Raw genomic sequence first — 17,888 nt, forward strand, 5'->3', positions numbered from 1 at the left:
TTTCCTCCTATAATCTAACCCTTTTGTGATTTAATCCAAGTTTTTAGTTGCGTAAAATCATCATAAAGAAGAAGTTTCTCAACTTCCATTCTTGATTGTCTTAGTTGATAAACACGACTTGTTTCAATATTTTGTTTATTAGGATTATCTTTAATTTTAATTATACCATTTTCCTCTGTTACAAAACCTAACTCAAAAAATACTTTTAGCATAAATTTTAAAATGTTAGGCTTTACATCTAGAAACTGACATAATAACATGCCTTCTTGTTCTAAATTTGTTTCTTTTTTAGTTATCAGTGCTTTATAACAGTTTTTGAATTGCGTCGGCGTCGGCATACCATCAAAATAGATTGATTGTTGATGTTGTAACACTAAATAAAGTTGAGAATAATTTAATTCTTTTAGACTCATTTTTAAACTCTCTAAATCAAGTGGTAAATCTCTTAAGACAACGACTTCATGGTCCCCATTTATTTTATCACCATAATAATAGTAATTATCATGTAATTTTTCTTTTTTAGGATGAATCAAGAATGCAATATTAGTATCATTAGGGTCCAAATTCAATTGTTTACGTTTACTTCGATAGTCTAATATTTGTTCATTATTTGTTGCAATATCTTGAATAATAAATTGTGGTGATTGGTTACCGTTCCATTCGTTGATTTGCAAATTGCCAAGAAGATTAATTGGTTGACCAAGTTCTATTTGCGTAGCTAAATCACCATTTTGCCAAAATAAACTTTGCAGTTTCAATTGCCCAGTTATTAATTTTAAGTGGTTTTTATCTTTGCCAATGGCTTTAACATCTACAACTTCATTGTCATCTAATTCTAATAACGGTTTCTCAAAGTCCGTACCAAATGGGCTGAGTCTTTGAATATCACGAATATTGTTAATCGTAATATCATTCTCTTCTAATTTAACTGCGACACGTTTGTTTGGCTCTAATGACGTATGTTCTGATAATTGGTGCATCCATTCATTTAACCCTTGCTCTAACGACTCAATATAATCAATTTCCATTGTCATTCCAGCCGCCATATGGTGACCACCGAATTTAGAAATTAAATCTTGATGTGCACTTAAAATTTCAAACATAGATACTTGCTCTATACTTCGTGCTGACCCTTTAGCATGGTTTTGTTCTAAATCAATATTAAGCATTAAAGTTGGTAGTCCATAGGTTTCAACTATTCTAGATGCTACGATACCAAGGACACCTTCATGCCAATCTTCCTTAGCTAATAACAAAAATTGTTTGCCCTTGTTCACTTTATCCTCGGCTATAGCTAATGCTTGTTCAGTAATCTGAGCAACTATCTCTTTACGTTCAATATTAAAATGTTCAACTTGTTCCGCTAGAAATTCCGCTTCTTCCTCATCTTCGGTCATTAATAATTCTGCTGCTAACGAAGCATCTTCTAATCGGCCTACTGCATTTATTCTGGGTCCTATAATGAAACCTATCGTTTCTTCGTTAATCGTGTCATTATAACCCGCTTGGTTAAGTAAAGATTTAATTTGTATCGGACAACTTTCGTTTAACAAAGCTAATCCTTGTTTTACAATCGAACGATTTTCGTCAGTCAATGAAACTAAATCTGCAATCGTTCCTATTGCAGCTAAGCCTACAAAATAATTAGGTGGATTATCCAATAATACTTGAGATAATTTATACGCCACACCAGCACCACACAAATAATGAAATGGATAGTCATATTCCGGGTGCATTGGGTGCACAATTGCATATGCTGAAGGTAACGTTCGACCAATTTCATGATGGTCAGTAACAATAACGTCAACGCCTAGTTCTTGTATCATTTCAATCTCTTTATGACCTTGTATACCATTATCAACAGTTATGATTAGGGATACACCTTCGTCATGTGCATTTCTAAAAGCAAGTTCATTAGGTCCATAACCTTCTGTGAAGCGATTTGGAATATACCAACCTACCTCAGCACCTAATGTCTTTAACGTATTAACCAATATAGTTGTAGAAGTGACACCATCAGCATCATAATCACCATAAACCAAAATGCGTTCATTTTTATCTATAGCTTCATTAATTCGATTGACTGCTTTTTCCATATCACTTAATAGCCATGGATCATGGTTGACGGCTGTTTGATTTAAAATCGCTTTAATAGACGCATCTTCAGTAATGGATTTACTTTCAAGTACTTTTTTTATAATAGGTGTTAATTGATGTTTATTTGCTAATGTTTCATCTATGTATTGTGTTGGAGGTTCATATAGCCAATTATATTTTGATTTAATCATGTCATTTATCCTCCCTTTTTCCAAAAGCCATTATACCGAAAATTGAGCTAAATAAAAAGTAATCAACGTTAAGTTATTAAAAGCGTTAAAAAAGAGTAGAACGGAATTCGAATTGAATTCAACATTCTACTCTAGTAATCTATACTAATATTTTTTCATCATTTGATTTTTTCTCTTTGTATACCGTTAATTTACCATTATCTGATTTCTTAAGTTGTCGTTTTTTCATAATACCCCATAATGGCACAGCGATAAATACTGAAGAGAACACACCAGAAACTAATCCGATTAATAGTGCTAATGAGAAGTTAAATAAACTTGATGCACCAAAGATTAAAATCGCTACTACGACAACTATAACAGTTAATACCGTATTGATAGAACGTGTCATTGTTTGACGTATAGATCGATTGACGATTTCATCGATTTGTTCAGGTTTAGTAATAACCTTAATTTTATGAAGGTTCTCCCTTACACGGTCGAATGTAACAATCGTATCATTAATTGAATAACCTACAATGGTTAGTACAGCTGCGATAAATGTGATATCAACTTCTAATCGGAATAAACTGAATAAAGCAACAATCATAAAGACGTCATGGAGCAATGCTAAAACAGATGATAATCCCATTCTCCATTCGAATCTTAGTGATACATAGATAATAATACCTATTGCAGCATATATAAGAGCTTTCATTGCGTTTTTAGCTAATTCTTGACCAATCATAGGTGATACCGTATTGACTGTTGGTTTATGACCATACTCGTCATTTACTTTTTTATTTAACTCTACGACTTTATTTTTAGATAAGTCTTTTTTGAATTGAACAGTCGCTTGTTTGTTGTCATTACCATTAATTTGAACTTGATCTGGTGTTAATCCTAAATCTTTCATCGTACGTTCAACTTTAGGTTGTGATAGTTTCGTATTAGAATCAATGTCTACTCTAGTACCTGCTGAAAAATCAATACCAAGGTTTAATTTAAAGATACTCAATATAACAATACCAACGATTAAGATTAAAATACTAAATCCAATTAATGGTTTTGCTAATTTCACAAAATTCCATTTTTCATATGAGGTTTTAAGATCATGAACATCTACGCCTTCATTAATATCATGTCGATCCTTCTTACTAACACCAAATAACCAGAATTTCTTCTTAAAGTAGTTAGAAGATACAAGTAATGATAATAAACCTCTTGATAAGAATACGGCTGTTACAAATATCATTAAGATACCTAAAAGTAACATTGTTGCGAAACCTTTAACTGAGCTTTCACCGAAGAAGAATAACACACCAGCTGCAATTACTGTTGTTAAGTTCGAGTCAAAGATAGTTAAGAATGAGCTTTTATTTGCTTTAGAGTAAGCCTGTTTTAATGTCCTACCGATTCGCAGTTCATCTTTTATCCGCTCATACATGATAATATTCGCATCTACCGCCATACCTACACCGAGCACAAGTGCTGCTAACCCCGGTAATGTAAGCACACCAGAAATAAAGTTAAATGCTACTAAAGTAAGGTAAATATATACTGTTAATGCGATAATAGCAACTATACCTGGAAGTCTGTAGAAGCCTACCATAAATAAGTATATAATTGCTACACCAATTGCAGATGCAAATATAGTTTTATCAAGTGCGTCTTGACCAAATTGTGCACCTACTGAATTAGAGTAAATTTCTTTTAAGTCAACTGGTAAAGAACCTGCGTTAAGCAATTCTGCAATTTGTTTAGCACGTTCTACACCTTCTTGACCATGGAAGCCACCTGAAATTTCAACGCTATCAGAATTAATAGGTTGATCAACAGACGCTGCTGAAACGAATTTACGTTTGTCTTCAGGTTTTTCTAATTCTTTATGGTAGCTATCTCCTTTTTTAAAATCAAGCCAAACTACCATCATGTTTTCTTGTTTTTTTGAAATTTCTTCTGTTACTTTTTTAAATTTTGCACGGTCTTTTAATTTAAACGTAACTGCTGGCTCATTTGTACCTTGCTTGAATTCTTGCTTAGCTGAGCCTTGTACAATATCTTTACCTGTTAATTTAACTTTGTCATTAGCATCACGAATCGTTAAATTAGCCTGAGAAGATAATATTTTACGTGCCTCATCAGGATCTTTTACACCTGCTAATTGAACTCTGATACGATCTGGATCCTCAACTTGAATGTGAGGTTCAGAAACACCTAGCACGTTTACACGGTTTTCCAAAGTTCTAGCAGTAGATTGCAAGGCTTTTTCATCGATTTTTTTATCCCCATCAAGTGGTTTAACTTGATAAAGCACTTCGAATCCACCTTGTAAATCTAGTCCGAGATTTACATTTTTAACTACATTCTTATAAGTCATGCCCATTCCAACAAATAGAACGGCTACGATTAGTATGAATGCAATTATCCTACTAAATTTCTTCACATGAACACCTCATTGTTTACTTATGTACTAAGAATAATCTTTTAATAAACCATGTGCAAGTTAATAAAAAATTACATAGTTATTACATGACCTATCTATATTAACATACCACATCTATTAGTGAAATTAAGATCATTGCACCTAACCCTTTAAAACTAAAAAAACTGTCAACAAAGATCATCTCTGTCGACAGTTTTAGATAATTCGTTTCGTATCTCCCTTAATATTAAGAAGGGTCTACTTGTTTAATCGCTGGTTTTTCAAAAGTCATTTCAGTACCATGACCATTAACTGTAATAACAACTGTAGTTTCATCCACAGCTTTAACAGTTCCTTTTAAACCACCAATTGTAGTAATACGTTGACCTGATTCAATTCGACTAATCATTTCACGATGCTCTTTCGCACGTTTTTGTTGAGGTCGAATTAAAAAGAAATAAAATACTATAATTAAAATTATAGGTAGAATTAACGCTGAAACGTTCATTATGTTGTCTCCTTATTTAGAAATTTTTAGGGTTCTCTACATTAAGCCCATATTGTTCAAAGAATTCATCTTTAAAATCTAAAAGACGATCTTCTCGAATAGCTTGTCTAATATCTTCCATCAATTTTAGCAGAAAATGTAAATTATGAATAGTAGTAAGACGGATACCGAAAGTTTCTTCAGCTTTGATCAGATGTCTGATATAAGCACGTGAATAATTCTTACATGTGTAGCAATCACAATTTTCATCTAGTGGTTTAAAATCGTTGGCATATTTAGCATTCTTAATCACTAATCTTCCGTTCGATGTCATACATGTACCATTTCTAGCGATACGCGTTGGTAAAACACAGTCAAACATATCCATTCCACGTATACTACACTCAATTAACGCATCTGGAGACCCTACACCCATAAGATAACGTGGTTTATCATCTGGCATATATTGCACAGTATGTTCAACCATTTCGTACATTACTGGTTTAGGTTCACCTACAGATAAGCCACCGATTGCATATCCAGGGAAATCTAGTGCAACTAATTCTTTCGCACTTTGTTCTCTTAAATCTTTGTATTCTCCACCTTGGATAATACCAAAGAGCGCTTGATCATCAGGACGCTTATGCGCTTTTAAGCAACGTTCAGCCCAACGTGTCGTACGTTCAATTGAATCTTTTACATATTTATATTCTGAAGGCATAGGTGGACATTCATCGAACGCCATCATAATATCTGAACCTAAATCATTTTGAATCTCCATCGATTTCTCAGGACTTAAAAATAATTTCGATCCATTCGTATGATGTCTAAACTCAACACCTTCTTCACTGATCTTACGAAGATTACTTAAACTAAATACTTGGAAACCACCTGAGTCAGTAAGAATTGGGCCATCCCAATTCATAAACTTATGTAGACCCCCAGCTTGTTTGATAATATCATTTCCAGGTTGTAACCACAAATGATACGTATTTCCAAGTATAATTTTAGCTTCAATTTGGCGTAATTCTTCAGGACTCATTGTTTTAACGGTTGCTTTTGTACCTACTGGCATAAACATCGGCGTTTCAAAAGAACCATGTGGTGTGTGAACGATACCTAAGCGTGCACCTGATTGTTTACAAGTCTTTATATGTTCATAAGTTACTGCTGGCATATTTAATACCTCTCATTCATTAAATAATTAACATCGCATCACCGAAACTGAAGAATCTATATTCCAAGTTAACAGCTTCTTTATATGCGTTTAAAATGTTTTCTCGACTACTAAATGCGGAAACAAGCATGACAAGCGTTGATTTAGGTAAATGGAAATTAGTAATCAAACCATCTATCGCTTTGTAGGTAAATCCTGGATAGATAAAAATATCAGTCCAGCCACTGACAGCTACAAATTCACTATAATCTCTACGAATCGTCTCTAAGGTTCTAGTAGATGTTGTACCTACAGAAATGATTCTGTGACCTTCTTTTTTAGTTTGATTTAATAAGTCCGCTGTTTCTTGTGTCATTTGGTAATATTCACTGTGCATTTCATGGTCATTGATGTCTTCAACACTCACAGGTCTAAATGTACCTAATCCAACATGTAAGGTTATAAATGCAATATTTATTCCTTTAGCTCTAATATCATCTAACAATTCATCTGTAAAATGTAAGCCAGCTGTTGGCGCTGCTGCTGAGCCGCTTTCTTTGGCATATACAGTTTGATAACGATCAGGATCATCTAAACGTTCTTTAATATATGGAGGTAGTGGCATTTCACCGAGTTCATTCAATCTTTCTTCTAATATTCCTTCATAATGTAAACGCATGATACGTCCACCTTGATCTAATTCTTTGATGCATTCAGCTACAATCTTACCGTCTCCGAAAGATAATTTATTACCCACTTTAATTCGTTTTGCAGGTTTAAGTAATACTTCCCAATCGTTATCCTCAATTCGGGTAAGCATTAGCATTTCAACTTTTGCGCCAGTTTCTTCTTTCAAACCAAATAATCGTGCAGGCATAACACGCGTATCATTTAAGACAAGCGTATCACCAGCTTCTAAATAATCAATCACATCCTTGAAATGTTTATGTGTGATGTGACCATCTTTTCTACCTAACACCAATAATTTACTTTGGTCTCTATCTTTCAAAGGGGTCTGAGCAATTAATGATTCAGGCAAGTCATAATCAAATTCCTCAACATTCATTTTTATTCCCTCATTTATTAAAAATTTTTGAAATGTTCATACGCATATGCAGTGGCTTTTCTACCTCTAGGTGTACGTTCTATAAAGCCTTTTTGAATTAAAAAAGGCTCGTAGACATCTTCAATGGTTACACGTTCTTCACCTATAGATACAGCTATTGTATCCAGTCCTACAGGTCCTCCATTGTATTGATTTATAATACATCTCATCATTTTATGATCAATATAATCTAAACCTTCTGCATCTACTTGTAGTAATTGTAAAGCTTGTTTCGTTGTTTCAATATAAATTTGTTCATCTTCATTAACTTGTTGAAAGTCTCTGACACGTTTTAATAAACGATTGGCAACACGTGGTGTACCTCGTGAACGTTTCGCTAATTCAGTCGCACTTTCATCGTCAATTTTAGTATTTAAAACTTCTGCTGTACGGATAATGATTTCTTTTAAATCATTTTCGTTATAATATTCCAATCTTAGATGAACACCAAATCTATCTCTCAATGGGCCTGTTAAACTTCCAGCTCGTGTAGTTGCACCAACTAACGTAAATGGAGGTAAGTCTATTCTAATACTTCTCGCCTCATCACCTTTACCAATAATAATATCAATGAAGAAATCTTCCATTGCGGAATATAACACTTCTTCTACAGTACTACTTAAACGGTGAATTTCGTCAATAAATAATACATCGCCAGGTTGTAAGCCAGAAAGTATCGCAGCTAGGTCACCAGGTCTATCTAATGATGGTCCTGAAACAGTTCTGATATTAACATCCATTTCATTTGCAATAATATTAGATAGCGTTGTTTTACCAAGTCCTGGTGGTCCGAATAAAAGTACATGATCTAATGGTTCTTCACGAAGTTTAGCCGCTTTAATGAATACTTCGAGATTATTCTTAATTGAAGATTGTCCTATATACTGTTTTAATCTTGTTGGTCTAAGTGACAGCTCGAAAGACGTTTCTTCATTATGCAAAGATTGATCAACCATTCTGTCATCCATATTTTCTCCCCCAGTTACATTAGTTAATGTTTAGTCTCTGTTTTTAAAAAATTAAGATACCAGTGTTTTTAAGCCGAGTTTCACTGCTTCATCAACTGAATCAAATGATGATTTGTTCAATACTTTTTCAACTTTAGCTATTTCACGTTTTGAATATCCTAAAGCTTCAAGTGCAAGTAAAGCTTCTTTCACTAGTTGCTCATTATTTGAACTATTTTCATTGATACTGAGTAGTGATTCAGTTGTTTCTGTTGTAATTTGTACTTTTCCTTTTAAATCAAGCACAATTTGACGTGCAGTTTTCTTCCCTATACCTGGAAACTTCGTTAAATAAGCGTCATTTTCATTCTCAATGGCTAGTTTAACTTCATTTGGAGTGCTTGTCGCTAAAATTGCTAATGCAGATTTAGGGCCGATGCCTGTTACTTTAATCAAACTTAAAAACATATCTTTTTCTTCTTCATTGATGAAGCCATAAAGTAACTCTGCATCTTCTCTAACAATCAACGAAGTATATATGACTACTTCTTGCTCCAAATATTTTTGAAAACGATAAGAATTAGGTGTTTGAATTTCGTACCCTACTCCATTCGATGTTTCAACAACTACGTGAGTTGGAAATAATTGTGTTAATTTTCCTTTAATATAAGCGTACATTATTAACCTTCCTTACATACTCATACTGATTAATTCAACTTTAGAAACGTGATCAATATTTCTTAAAGCTTTAATTATTTCGTCAATTGAAATCGTAGTATTTTGGGCGCTTAAAGATAGCGTTATCGTAGCTTTCTCTTCCATAGGTACACTTTGATGAATTGTAAGTACAGATAATTGTAGTTTAGAAATAGTATTCAGTACTTGTGCTAGCATTCCTACAATGTCATTTACATAAAGGATGAGTGTAAATTCACGATGGTCTAGCATTTTCTCATCTACAGGAAATATGGTTTCTCTATATTTGTAAAATGCACTCCGGGAAAGATCGAATAATTTAACTGCTTCATAAATGGACAATTCCGGATTATTTTTTAAAGCATCTTTAATTTTTAATGTCTTAACCACTGATTCAGGTAAAACATCTTCTCGTATCAAATAAAACTTTTTATAATCTTTGTTGTCCACTGTTAGCACTCCTATTCTACAAATTCAAATTCTCCACCTAAAATTCTAACGATGTCTCCATTACTACAACCACGCTCTCTCAATGCATCATCAATACCCATTGAGCGCATTTGTCGAGCAAATCTTCTAACTGCAGGATCACTATTGAAGTCTGTCATTTTGAACATTCTTTCAATAGCATTACCACTGACAACATAAGCGCCATCATCATCTCGCGTAATAGTAAATTTATCTTGTGAAGGCGTATGTTTATAAAGTACGCGGTTAACACCTACTTCTTCGTCATTATCGACGCTGAAGTCAATATCTTTAACTTCATCTAATTTATCCGCTATCGCATATAACAATTGATCAATATTATCACGTGTAATCGTTGAGACAGGAATGATTACAACATCATTATCTACTTCTTCTTTAAATAGCGTTAGATTGTCTTCTGCGTTAGGCATATCCATTTTGTTAGCTACAACGATTTGAGGTCTATCCTCTAATCTTTGCTTATAATTAACTAATTCCTTATTAATGATTTGATAATCTTCAAATGGATCTCTGCCTTCTGATCCACTCATATCTATCATATGCACAATTACTTTTGTACGTTCAACATGTCTTAAAAATTGATGTCCTAATCCAACACCGTCGGAAGCACCTTCAATTAAACCTGGTAAATCAGCCATTACAAAACTTCTATTGTCTGGTGTTGAAACAACACCTAAATTCGGTTTAATCGTAGTGAAATGATAGGCACCAATTTTTGGTTTAGCTTTGGAAACGATTGATAACAACGTTGATTTTCCTACACTAGGGAATCCTACTAATCCAACATCAGCGAGTAATTTAAGTTCTAATGTAACATCTAATTCCTCACCAGGTTCACCATTTTCACTAAAATCAGGCGCCGGATTTCTAGGTGTTGCGAATCGAGAATTACCACGTCCGCCTCGTCCACCTCGAGCAACTATAGCGCGTTGGCCATCTTCAACTAAGTCTGCTAAAACTTCATCTGTTTCAACACTTTTTATTATCGTGCCAGGTGGTACTTTTAATACTAAATCTTCGGCACCTCTACCATGCATGTTACTACTTTGTCCATTTTCACCTTTTTTTGCTTTAAAGTGACGTTGGTATCTAAAATCTAATAACGTTCTTAAACCTTCATCTACTTCAAAAACTACTGATGCGCCTTTACCACCGTCACCACCAGCAGGTCCACCAAATGGGACATATTTCTCTCTTCGATAAGCTGTGATACCATTACCACCATCACCGGCTTTAAGAGATATTGTAACTTGATCGACAAACATATATCTCACCTCTTTTACTATTTGTTCTTCAATGACAATATTATATCATTATCCATTAAAGTATAAAAAACTAACACAATAAAGTTAGTTAAATTGTATAAAAACAAAATAAAACACCAGAAGCATTCACTTCTGGTGTTAACTAGACAAAATTATTCAGCTACTGCATAAACAGAAACTTGTTTTTTGTCACGACCTTTACGTTCGAAACGAACAACGCCGTCGATTTTAGCGAATAATGTATCATCGCCACCACGACCTACATTTTCACCAGGATAAATTTTAGTACCACGTTGACGGTATAAAATTGAACCGCCTGTAACGTATTGACCGTCAGCACGTTTAGCACCTAAACGTTTAGATTCAGAGTCACGACCGTTTTTAGTAGAACTTACCCCTTTTTTAGATGCGAAGAACTGTAAGTTTAATTTTAACATCGGGATACACCTCACTTGTAATTTAATCTGATATTTTCATTATATTCATCTTCAATCGTTTGTAAAGAAACTAACATCGCTTGAAGAATTAGTTGCGCTTGTTCATTGTTTGTATCTACACTTCTGATATGAAAATGACCTCCGTCATCTTCATAATCAATGTCTGGTTTCTCAGTCGTTAAACCTAGAATCGCATTAACACTTCCAAATATAACCGCTGATGCACCTGCACAAACAATATCATGACCATATTCACCATGATTAGCATGACCATCCATGATAACGTCAGTTACTTTTCCACTATCATTAATAGTAATATCAACCGTAATCATAGATTAAGCGTTGATTTTATCAATAGTTAATTTAGTGTATGGTTGACGATGGCCTTTTTTACGTTTAGAGTCTTTACGACGTTTGTACGTAAATACAGTGATTTTTTTACCGCGTCCTTGTTTATTAACTGTAGCAGTAACTGTAGCACCTTCAACAGTTGGCGCACCAACTTTAACTGAATCGCCACCTACAAATAAAACTTTATCAAATGTGAATGAGTCACCTTCATTAACATCTAATTTTTCAACGAAGATTTCTTGACCTTCTTCTACTTTAATTTGTTTACCGCCTGTTTCGATAATAGCAAACATACTTTGCACCTCCTATAATTATAAGTCACGCCATATATAGGTGACATCGAAATGTTCTTAAACCTATATTTGAGCGGTTGTATGTAGCTATAAAACTACTCAACTACTGCATCTTACCATTACTACATCTATGTGTCAATCTTGATTTTGTGTTTTTTTCATTAATTTCATAAATATAGGAAATAGAATCATTAACAATAAGATATTCATTATGACTGTTGGTATTAATCTCAATAAAATAAGATTAATGATATCAATATTTGCGAACCCAATCACACCATATATCATTGCTATATAAATCTCAAGCACAATGATACTTGCGATACTTAGTGCAAAAACCATAGTATAATCTCGATAAAAAACGTTAAGGAATTTATCGAAAATAACCACGAGTGCTAAGTAACCAAACATATATAAACCATATACACTACCGGTATAAACATCCGTTACAATTCCAAATAATACTGCAAAGATTAATCCTATACCGAAGCCACGATAAATTGTTAACAACAAAATATATAATAACATTAAGTGTGGGATAAGATTAAACTCAAAATGACCAAAATGCATCGGTATCACAAGTCCAATGATGCTGTCGATGTAAAACAACACAACGCCAACAATTAAGTACCACAATACTCTCATCAATTGTCCCTGCTTTCATCCGTACCATTGTCAGGATCTTTTTTGGCAATATAAACGTGGCTAATATCTGATAAATTGGCACCCGTCTTAACTCTCACTTCTTTTGCTAATCCATACTCATCATTCTCAACTTTGGTAACTTCACCTATGTATAAATCACTTGGCAATTGATCGGCTAATCCGCTTGTAACAACTTTATCGCCTTTTGAAATCTTATCTTTATTATTAATGTTTCCAATCACAAGTTCCTGATTCTTTTTATCGTAATGGTCGATTAAGCCAAACACATTTTTAGAATCATGTTGAATATTAACAGACAATTTACCTGTTCTTGTATTCGTTGATAATAAGTCTACTTGAGCTGAAAATTGGTTGACTTTCGTTACCCTTCCAACTAAACCTTCAGCGGTCATAACAGCCATATTAGATTGAACACCATCTTTTTTACCTTTATCGATAATAACTGTATTCATCCACTGATCTGCATTTCTAGCGATTACTGCACCAGAAATAGGATCATATTTAGAAATGTCAGTCATATCTAATTCTTTTTTTAAATCTTTATTTTCCGCTTCTAGCTTTTCATTTTTAGCCTCTAGTTGTTTCACTTTATTATTATCAGTTGTTTTATTTGAGCTAAAAAGATTATTAATCGCTCCAGTAACAAAATTGACAGGATAACTCACGACTCTTTGTCCAAGAGAAACGGAATCCCCCACATATTGTTCAGGAGGTGATTGCGTCTGAGATCTTAATGACAAACCAATCAGTGCAATAAAAATAATAACCGCACAAAAAACAACAATTAATTTGTTATTTTTGAAAAACTTTTGCACTCATAACACCTCTATAAATTCTAATTTTAATCATCCTATATTATTTTATATTACTCGGAGTCTTAAATAAAGCACTAAGTTTATTCTATATTATCATCTTAAAATAAAAAAGAGATTAGATAACTAGACTAATGCGAAACGTGTTACATAGCCTATATTATCTAATCTTAATCATCAAACTCATTTTGAAATTAATTTTACTTTTTGTCTTTATCTTTTTTATCATCATCACTATAAAGTTTTTCATCTTTTCTCCATTTCGCGAAAAGATTTTGCGCTTTAGCTTGTTCATTTGCTTGTTTTTCTTTAGATTGTTCAGACATTCATCACACCAACCTTCGAAATTTAGTTTATAACATAACCATAACGCAGAAAATAAGCGAGTTCAATTATGAAAACTTAATTAATATGCATCATAAGGTCTTAATTCAATATATTGACCGAGCGCATTTAAATCTTGTTCCATTTCTATTTCAGTTCGATACACTTTAATATGATCACTACCAAATTTATAAATAATGAATTCATCATCGCGTTGACCTGCTAAATAATTGTCATTATATCCCATTCTACCTAGACCAGAAACTGCCATGAACTCTTTTTTATCCAAATATTTAAATACATTTCTAGTTTGACTTGCTGGTATATTTTGTAAAATATCATTATCTTGGATTTCATAATGCTTACCATTAGCCGGAATATTTTGTGGACGATTCAAATTATTTGGTGCGTTACTGACTTGCTCATTATTAATAGGATGATTAATTGGATTCCAATCTTGATCTCTTAAAAATGGTGCGTATTTTAATGCAAAATATATAATACAAATAATAGCTATGACTGCAATGATATTTTTAATAATACTAAGTAAAAATCGCATTAAATACCCTCCAATAGTATTCCATATTATTATAAATGACCGTTGTCACAACATCATCAGTCTTAAGCATGAAAATGGTATGCACTAAAGTATGATACCAAATTAATCAAGAATGTTTTATAATATAACTATATTATTGTTTATGGATATTCATGAGGAGTGTTGATAATGAGTATTGTGAGTATCATTTTAATTGCATTACTTGTGATATTGCTATTTAGGGTTGGTTTTGCAATTCTTAGATTTGTAATATCTGCAGCCTTAATACTATTAGGATTATATTTAGGATATCAAGGTATACTTTGGATTATGGAAAATTTCCAAGTATTATCCGCCTATATTCAATAAATTGGAAACTAGCTATGCATTATCACTTATCATATTGATATTGCAATGGCTAGTTTTTATTTACGAAATGTATGTCTTAGATAGTTAAATAATTTATAAATGCTAGATAGTAATATCCCCCATATAGCCCCTGTAATTAACGAAGCTAAAATTAATGTAGCAATATTTACATCTTGGCCACTAATCAACACGCCTAGCACGGTAAATATCGCAATGCCTATCATTGAAAGAACAACTGTAACAAGCATTTCTTTAAGTCCAATGGTGTATTCTTTAATTGTAAGTCTTAATACATATATAACTGGTATCAAAATCCCAATGATTAAAAATAATGTCATAAAGCACCTCTATAAAATTTTTCAAACACAATTATACAAGATGATTAATCATTAAAACAAATCATTCTTTAAATTGACTTATTCAAAATAACCTTCTTCCACTAAACTTGCATATTTCTGATCTCCAATAATAATATGATCAAGGACTTGAATCCCTAATAATTCACCGCAATCTTTTAATCTTATAGTAGTTGCTATGTCTTCTTTAGAAGGTGTGACATCGCCAGAAGGATGGTTATGTAATACGATAATGGCATTACTAGATGCTCTAATAGCTGCTTTAAAGACTTCTCGTGGATGAATAACTGATGAATTCAATGTTCCTTTATAAATTGTTTCTTCTTTAATAACAATATTTTTAGAATTTAATAAGAGTACAACAAAATGTTCTTGAGTCAAATCTTTCATCTTTGACATCATAATATCTGCAACGTCACTTGGAGATGTTATTTTAATCTTTTCACTAAGGTCTCTAGCATACATTCTCTCACCTAGTTCAAAAGCGGCTTTAAGAATGACTGCTTTATATAATCCTATTCCTTTAATTTTTGTAAAGTCATTTATTGATAAATGTTTGAGCGCTTTTAAACCATCAAAACGTATGATTAATTCATTGGCAATATCTATACTTGAAAACCCTTGCCTTCCTGTATTAATAAGAATTGCCAACAACTCACTATTAGATAAGCTTTTCTCTCCATTATGTATGAGTCGCTCTCTAGGTAATTCAGACTTTGCCATACTTTTAATTCTCAATAATTATCAACCTTTCTATAAATACATTAGTGTGTACTGATGTAAACAGCTTGCAAATATAAATCCAATAAACATAAATGGTACAAATGGAATATACGTTTGCTGTTTCGTAATGAGTAAAACTGAAGAAACGATAATAGCAATAAAAAGTGTAAAGAGTAAAAATATTACGTAAAAGTGATAAGGGAAAAAGCAGGATAAAATGGTTAAAAGTAGTATATCACCGTAGCCTATGTGTTTAGGGGATAAAAAATAAAATACATGTAATATGAAGAAAAAAATAATAAATGTGGAAAAATAAAATATTGAGTGTGCCGTACACACTATCGCGAAGAGAATTAACATAAATACATTAATGGATAATGTTTCTATATCATATAGTGCCATGGTCAGTAAAAATAAATACGTGGTAATGAAAAGGGATAAATGCACTTGGATGTCGAAATAAATAATTATCGGAATCAGTATAAACGATAAGCATTCTCCTATAATATAATGACGTTTTAACTTATTGTGACAACAAGCGGTGTTCCCTCTTAAAATAAAAAAGCTAAGTATAGGTATTAGAACAAACCATTGTAATTTCGAGTCACAATAATCACATTTAGAACGCATTGTTAGATAATTGAATTTCAATTGCGTCATATTTGTCAGTTGATATAAAAAACTAAAGAGAACACTACAAACAAAAGATGTTATTAGCACTAGCATCACCTATAATAAGTATAACGTTTCCCCTTTAAAAGTAAATAAGTTGTGTAATTTATATTATAAATAATATATAGTATCTAAAAAATAGGGAGTAATTGAAGCGGTTTTTTAAATTTTCGTTATAACTAAAATTCCCAAGTCAACTAGGTATTTTTTAGTTACCTAGACAACTTGGGAATAAACTACTTTAAATTTAAAACTCAGTATTACTTTTTACTTCACTTATAAAATACAAACTACCGGTAATTAATAGCCCGTCACCATCGTAATTCTTTATGAACGACACATAGTCATCGATGAATTCAATATTTTCTAGATTTACTTGTTCGGACAATTCCTCTTTAGTTAGTGCTTTAGGGAAATCAAATTCAGTGAAATATAAGTGATTTGATATTTCTTCAAGTTTATTAAGCATACCGTGAACCGGTTTACCTTTTATGGCTGAGAAAAGAATATCCATTTTTTCATTGTCATAATAATTTTTGATAGTATCAATTAGTGCTTCAATACTTTCATTATTATGCGCACCATCGATAATCATTAATGGATTCTCTTTGACTTGTTCAATGCGACCAGTCCATGTAACACTCTCAATTGCATCAATCATCTTATTAAAATCCAAAGTGATAACATCTTGCTCGTAAAGTTCTATCAGTGCAGTAATGGCGAGAGATGCATTTTCTTTTTGATGTTCTCCAAGCATATTTAGAATAATTGTTTCGAGCTCATAATCTTTATATCGGTAAGTAAATTCATCATCTTGTGAAACCACAACGATTTCACGATCAAGTTCAATAGGTTTTGCTTCAGTACTCTCTGCAAGATCACGAATATATTTAAGTGCTTCCTCATTCTTAACAGCATAAATGACAGGTGTATTCGGTTTGATAATTGCACCTTTATCTTTTGCAATATCTAAATATGTGTTGCCTAATATATCTGTATGATCTAATCCTATACTTGTAAGTACTGAGAGAATTGGATTAAACACATTAGTGGAATCATTTTTTATACCTAATCCCGCTTCAACAACAACGAAATCAACTGGATGGATTTGACCAAAGTAAACGAACATCATCGTTGTGATGATTTCAAATTCAGTAGCGCCACCTAATTCTGTTTCTTGTTCTAAAGCTTCACTAATTGGTTTAACTATTTCAACTAATTCAACAATTTCATCATTTGTAATTGGAAGTCCATTTAAACTGATTCTTTCGTTGAACGTTTCAATAAATGGAGAAGTGAACGTTCCTACTTCATAACCATTTTCAACTAAAGCGGCTCTTATATAAGCGACAGTTGAGCCTTTACCATTTGTACCACCAACATGTATGCCTCTGATATTTAATTGAGGATTATTCAAACGATCTAGCATCCATTCCATACGTTTTACACCGGGTTTGATACCAAATTTAGTTCTCTCATGTATCCAATACAAACTCTCTAGGTAATTCAT

The 17,888-nt window shown here is 32.7% G+C and carries 21 protein-coding genes and 1 other annotated feature; of the genes, 1 reads left to right on the forward strand and 20 read right to left on the reverse strand.

Annotated features, from left to right (window positions below; genetic code table 11):
* Window positions 1-14: 14 nt before the first annotated feature.
* The 16 genes from recJ to KA828_RS12385 form a co-directional block, all read right to left on the reverse strand.
* Complete coding sequence (gene recJ, locus KA828_RS12315) at window positions 15-2,288, reverse strand: single-stranded-DNA-specific exonuclease RecJ (protein WP_210126312.1); 2,274 nt, start codon at window positions 2,286-2,288, stop codon at window positions 15-17.
* 139 nt (window positions 2,289-2,427) lie between these two features.
* Complete coding sequence (gene secDF, locus KA828_RS12320; protein ID WP_193839256.1) at window positions 2,428-4,713, reverse strand: protein translocase subunit SecDF; 2,286 nt, start codon at window positions 4,711-4,713, stop codon at window positions 2,428-2,430.
* A 226-nt stretch (window positions 4,714-4,939) separates the two neighbouring features.
* Window positions 4,940-5,200 (reverse strand): preprotein translocase subunit YajC, encoded by a 261-nt coding sequence (yajC, locus tag KA828_RS12325; protein ID WP_011275581.1) that lies wholly within the window; start codon window positions 5,198-5,200, stop codon window positions 4,940-4,942.
* A gap of 16 nt (window positions 5,201-5,216) precedes the next feature.
* A complete protein-coding gene (gene tgt, locus KA828_RS12330; RefSeq protein ID WP_070854918.1) occupies window positions 5,217-6,356 on the reverse strand; it encodes a tRNA guanosine(34) transglycosylase Tgt in 1,140 nt (379 codons plus the stop codon).
* Window positions 6,357-6,375: 19 nt separating this feature from the next.
* Window positions 6,376-7,401 carry a tRNA preQ1(34) S-adenosylmethionine ribosyltransferase-isomerase QueA gene (gene queA / locus KA828_RS12335; RefSeq protein ID WP_053029650.1) on the reverse strand — a complete coding sequence of 342 codons (1,026 nt, stop codon included), beginning with the start codon at window positions 7,399-7,401 and terminating at the stop codon, window positions 6,376-6,378.
* 17 nt (window positions 7,402-7,418) lie between these two features.
* Window positions 7,419-8,408 carry a Holliday junction branch migration DNA helicase RuvB gene (gene ruvB / locus KA828_RS12340; RefSeq protein WP_075108336.1) on the reverse strand — a complete coding sequence of 330 codons (990 nt, stop codon included), beginning with the start codon at window positions 8,406-8,408 and terminating at the stop codon, window positions 7,419-7,421.
* Between the two features lie 51 nt (window positions 8,409-8,459).
* Window positions 8,460-9,065 (reverse strand): Holliday junction branch migration protein RuvA, encoded by a 606-nt coding sequence (gene ruvA / locus KA828_RS12345; RefSeq protein WP_075108335.1) that lies wholly within the window; start codon window positions 9,063-9,065, stop codon window positions 8,460-8,462.
* Window positions 9,066-9,077: 12 nt separating this feature from the next.
* Window positions 9,078-9,533 (reverse strand): ACT domain-containing protein, encoded by a 456-nt coding sequence (locus KA828_RS12350; RefSeq protein WP_070854917.1) that lies wholly within the window; start codon window positions 9,531-9,533, stop codon window positions 9,078-9,080.
* Window positions 9,534-9,544: 11 nt separating this feature from the next.
* On the reverse strand, window positions 9,545-10,837 hold the full coding sequence (gene obgE / locus KA828_RS12355; protein ID WP_075108334.1) for a GTPase ObgE: 1,293 nt from the start codon (window positions 10,835-10,837) through the stop codon (window positions 9,545-9,547).
* A gap of 152 nt (window positions 10,838-10,989) precedes the next feature.
* Complete coding sequence (rpmA, locus tag KA828_RS12360; RefSeq protein ID WP_011275573.1) at window positions 10,990-11,274, reverse strand: 50S ribosomal protein L27; 285 nt, start codon at window positions 11,272-11,274, stop codon at window positions 10,990-10,992.
* A gap of 11 nt (window positions 11,275-11,285) precedes the next feature.
* Window positions 11,286-11,606, reverse strand: a complete 321-nt coding sequence (locus tag KA828_RS12365) for a ribosomal-processing cysteine protease Prp (protein ID WP_053029576.1) — start codon at window positions 11,604-11,606, stop codon at window positions 11,286-11,288.
* Window positions 11,607-11,609: 3 nt separating this feature from the next.
* The gene (gene rplU / locus KA828_RS12370; RefSeq protein WP_002448968.1) at window positions 11,610-11,918 is read right to left on the reverse strand and encodes a 50S ribosomal protein L21; all 309 of its coding nucleotides are present in this window, start codon (window positions 11,916-11,918) and stop codon (window positions 11,610-11,612) included.
* A gap of 13 nt (window positions 11,919-11,931) precedes the next feature.
* Window positions 11,932-12,007: a sequence feature (ribosomal protein L21 leader region), on the reverse strand.
* A 46-nt stretch (window positions 12,008-12,053) separates the two neighbouring features.
* Window positions 12,054-12,563, reverse strand: coding sequence for a rod shape-determining protein MreD (gene mreD, locus KA828_RS12375; protein ID WP_210126313.1), 510 nt, complete (start codon window positions 12,561-12,563; stop codon window positions 12,054-12,056).
* The gene (gene mreC, locus KA828_RS12380; RefSeq protein WP_210126314.1) at window positions 12,563-13,399 is read right to left on the reverse strand and encodes a rod shape-determining protein MreC; all 837 of its coding nucleotides are present in this window, start codon (window positions 13,397-13,399) and stop codon (window positions 12,563-12,565) included. Before mreC ends, mreD begins: the two co-directional genes overlap by 1 nt.
* A gap of 197 nt (window positions 13,400-13,596) precedes the next feature.
* A complete protein-coding gene (locus KA828_RS13255; protein ID WP_107629785.1) occupies window positions 13,597-13,722 on the reverse strand; it encodes a hypothetical protein in 126 nt (41 codons plus the stop codon).
* Window positions 13,723-13,802: 80 nt separating this feature from the next.
* Window positions 13,803-14,279, reverse strand: a complete 477-nt coding sequence (locus KA828_RS12385; protein WP_075108332.1) for a DUF4930 family protein — start codon at window positions 14,277-14,279, stop codon at window positions 13,803-13,805.
* A 168-nt stretch (window positions 14,280-14,447) separates the two neighbouring features.
* Between KA828_RS12385 and KA828_RS12390 the strand changes: the two genes are divergently transcribed.
* The gene (locus KA828_RS12390; protein WP_053029580.1) at window positions 14,448-14,627 is read left to right on the forward strand and encodes a hypothetical protein; all 180 of its coding nucleotides are present in this window, start codon (window positions 14,448-14,450) and stop codon (window positions 14,625-14,627) included.
* 56 nt (window positions 14,628-14,683) lie between these two features.
* Here KA828_RS12390 and KA828_RS12395 read toward each other — a convergent pair whose 3' ends face one another.
* The 4 genes from KA828_RS12395 to KA828_RS12410 all read right to left on the reverse strand — a co-directional run bounded on the left by KA828_RS12395 (window position 14,684) and on the right by KA828_RS12410 (window position 17,888).
* Entirely contained in the window at window positions 14,684-14,965 is a 282-nt protein-coding gene (locus tag KA828_RS12395) for a hypothetical protein (RefSeq protein WP_210126315.1), read from the reverse strand.
* A 78-nt stretch (window positions 14,966-15,043) separates the two neighbouring features.
* Window positions 15,044-15,721: a RadC family protein gene (gene radC / locus KA828_RS12400; protein WP_193839251.1), complete on the reverse strand. Its 678-nt coding sequence runs from the start codon at window positions 15,719-15,721 to the stop codon at window positions 15,044-15,046.
* Window positions 15,722-15,736: 15 nt separating this feature from the next.
* The gene (locus tag KA828_RS13460) at window positions 15,737-16,432 is read right to left on the reverse strand and encodes a prepilin peptidase (RefSeq protein WP_481906433.1); all 696 of its coding nucleotides are present in this window, start codon (window positions 16,430-16,432) and stop codon (window positions 15,737-15,739) included.
* 193 nt (window positions 16,433-16,625) lie between these two features.
* Complete coding sequence (locus KA828_RS12410) at window positions 16,626-17,888, reverse strand: bifunctional folylpolyglutamate synthase/dihydrofolate synthase (RefSeq protein ID WP_053029583.1); 1,263 nt, start codon at window positions 17,886-17,888, stop codon at window positions 16,626-16,628.

The sequence above is a fragment of the Staphylococcus sp. GDY8P85P genome (genome assembly GCF_017892405.1).
In the GTDB taxonomy this organism is placed as follows: domain Bacteria; phylum Bacillota; class Bacilli; order Staphylococcales; family Staphylococcaceae; genus Staphylococcus; species Staphylococcus borealis.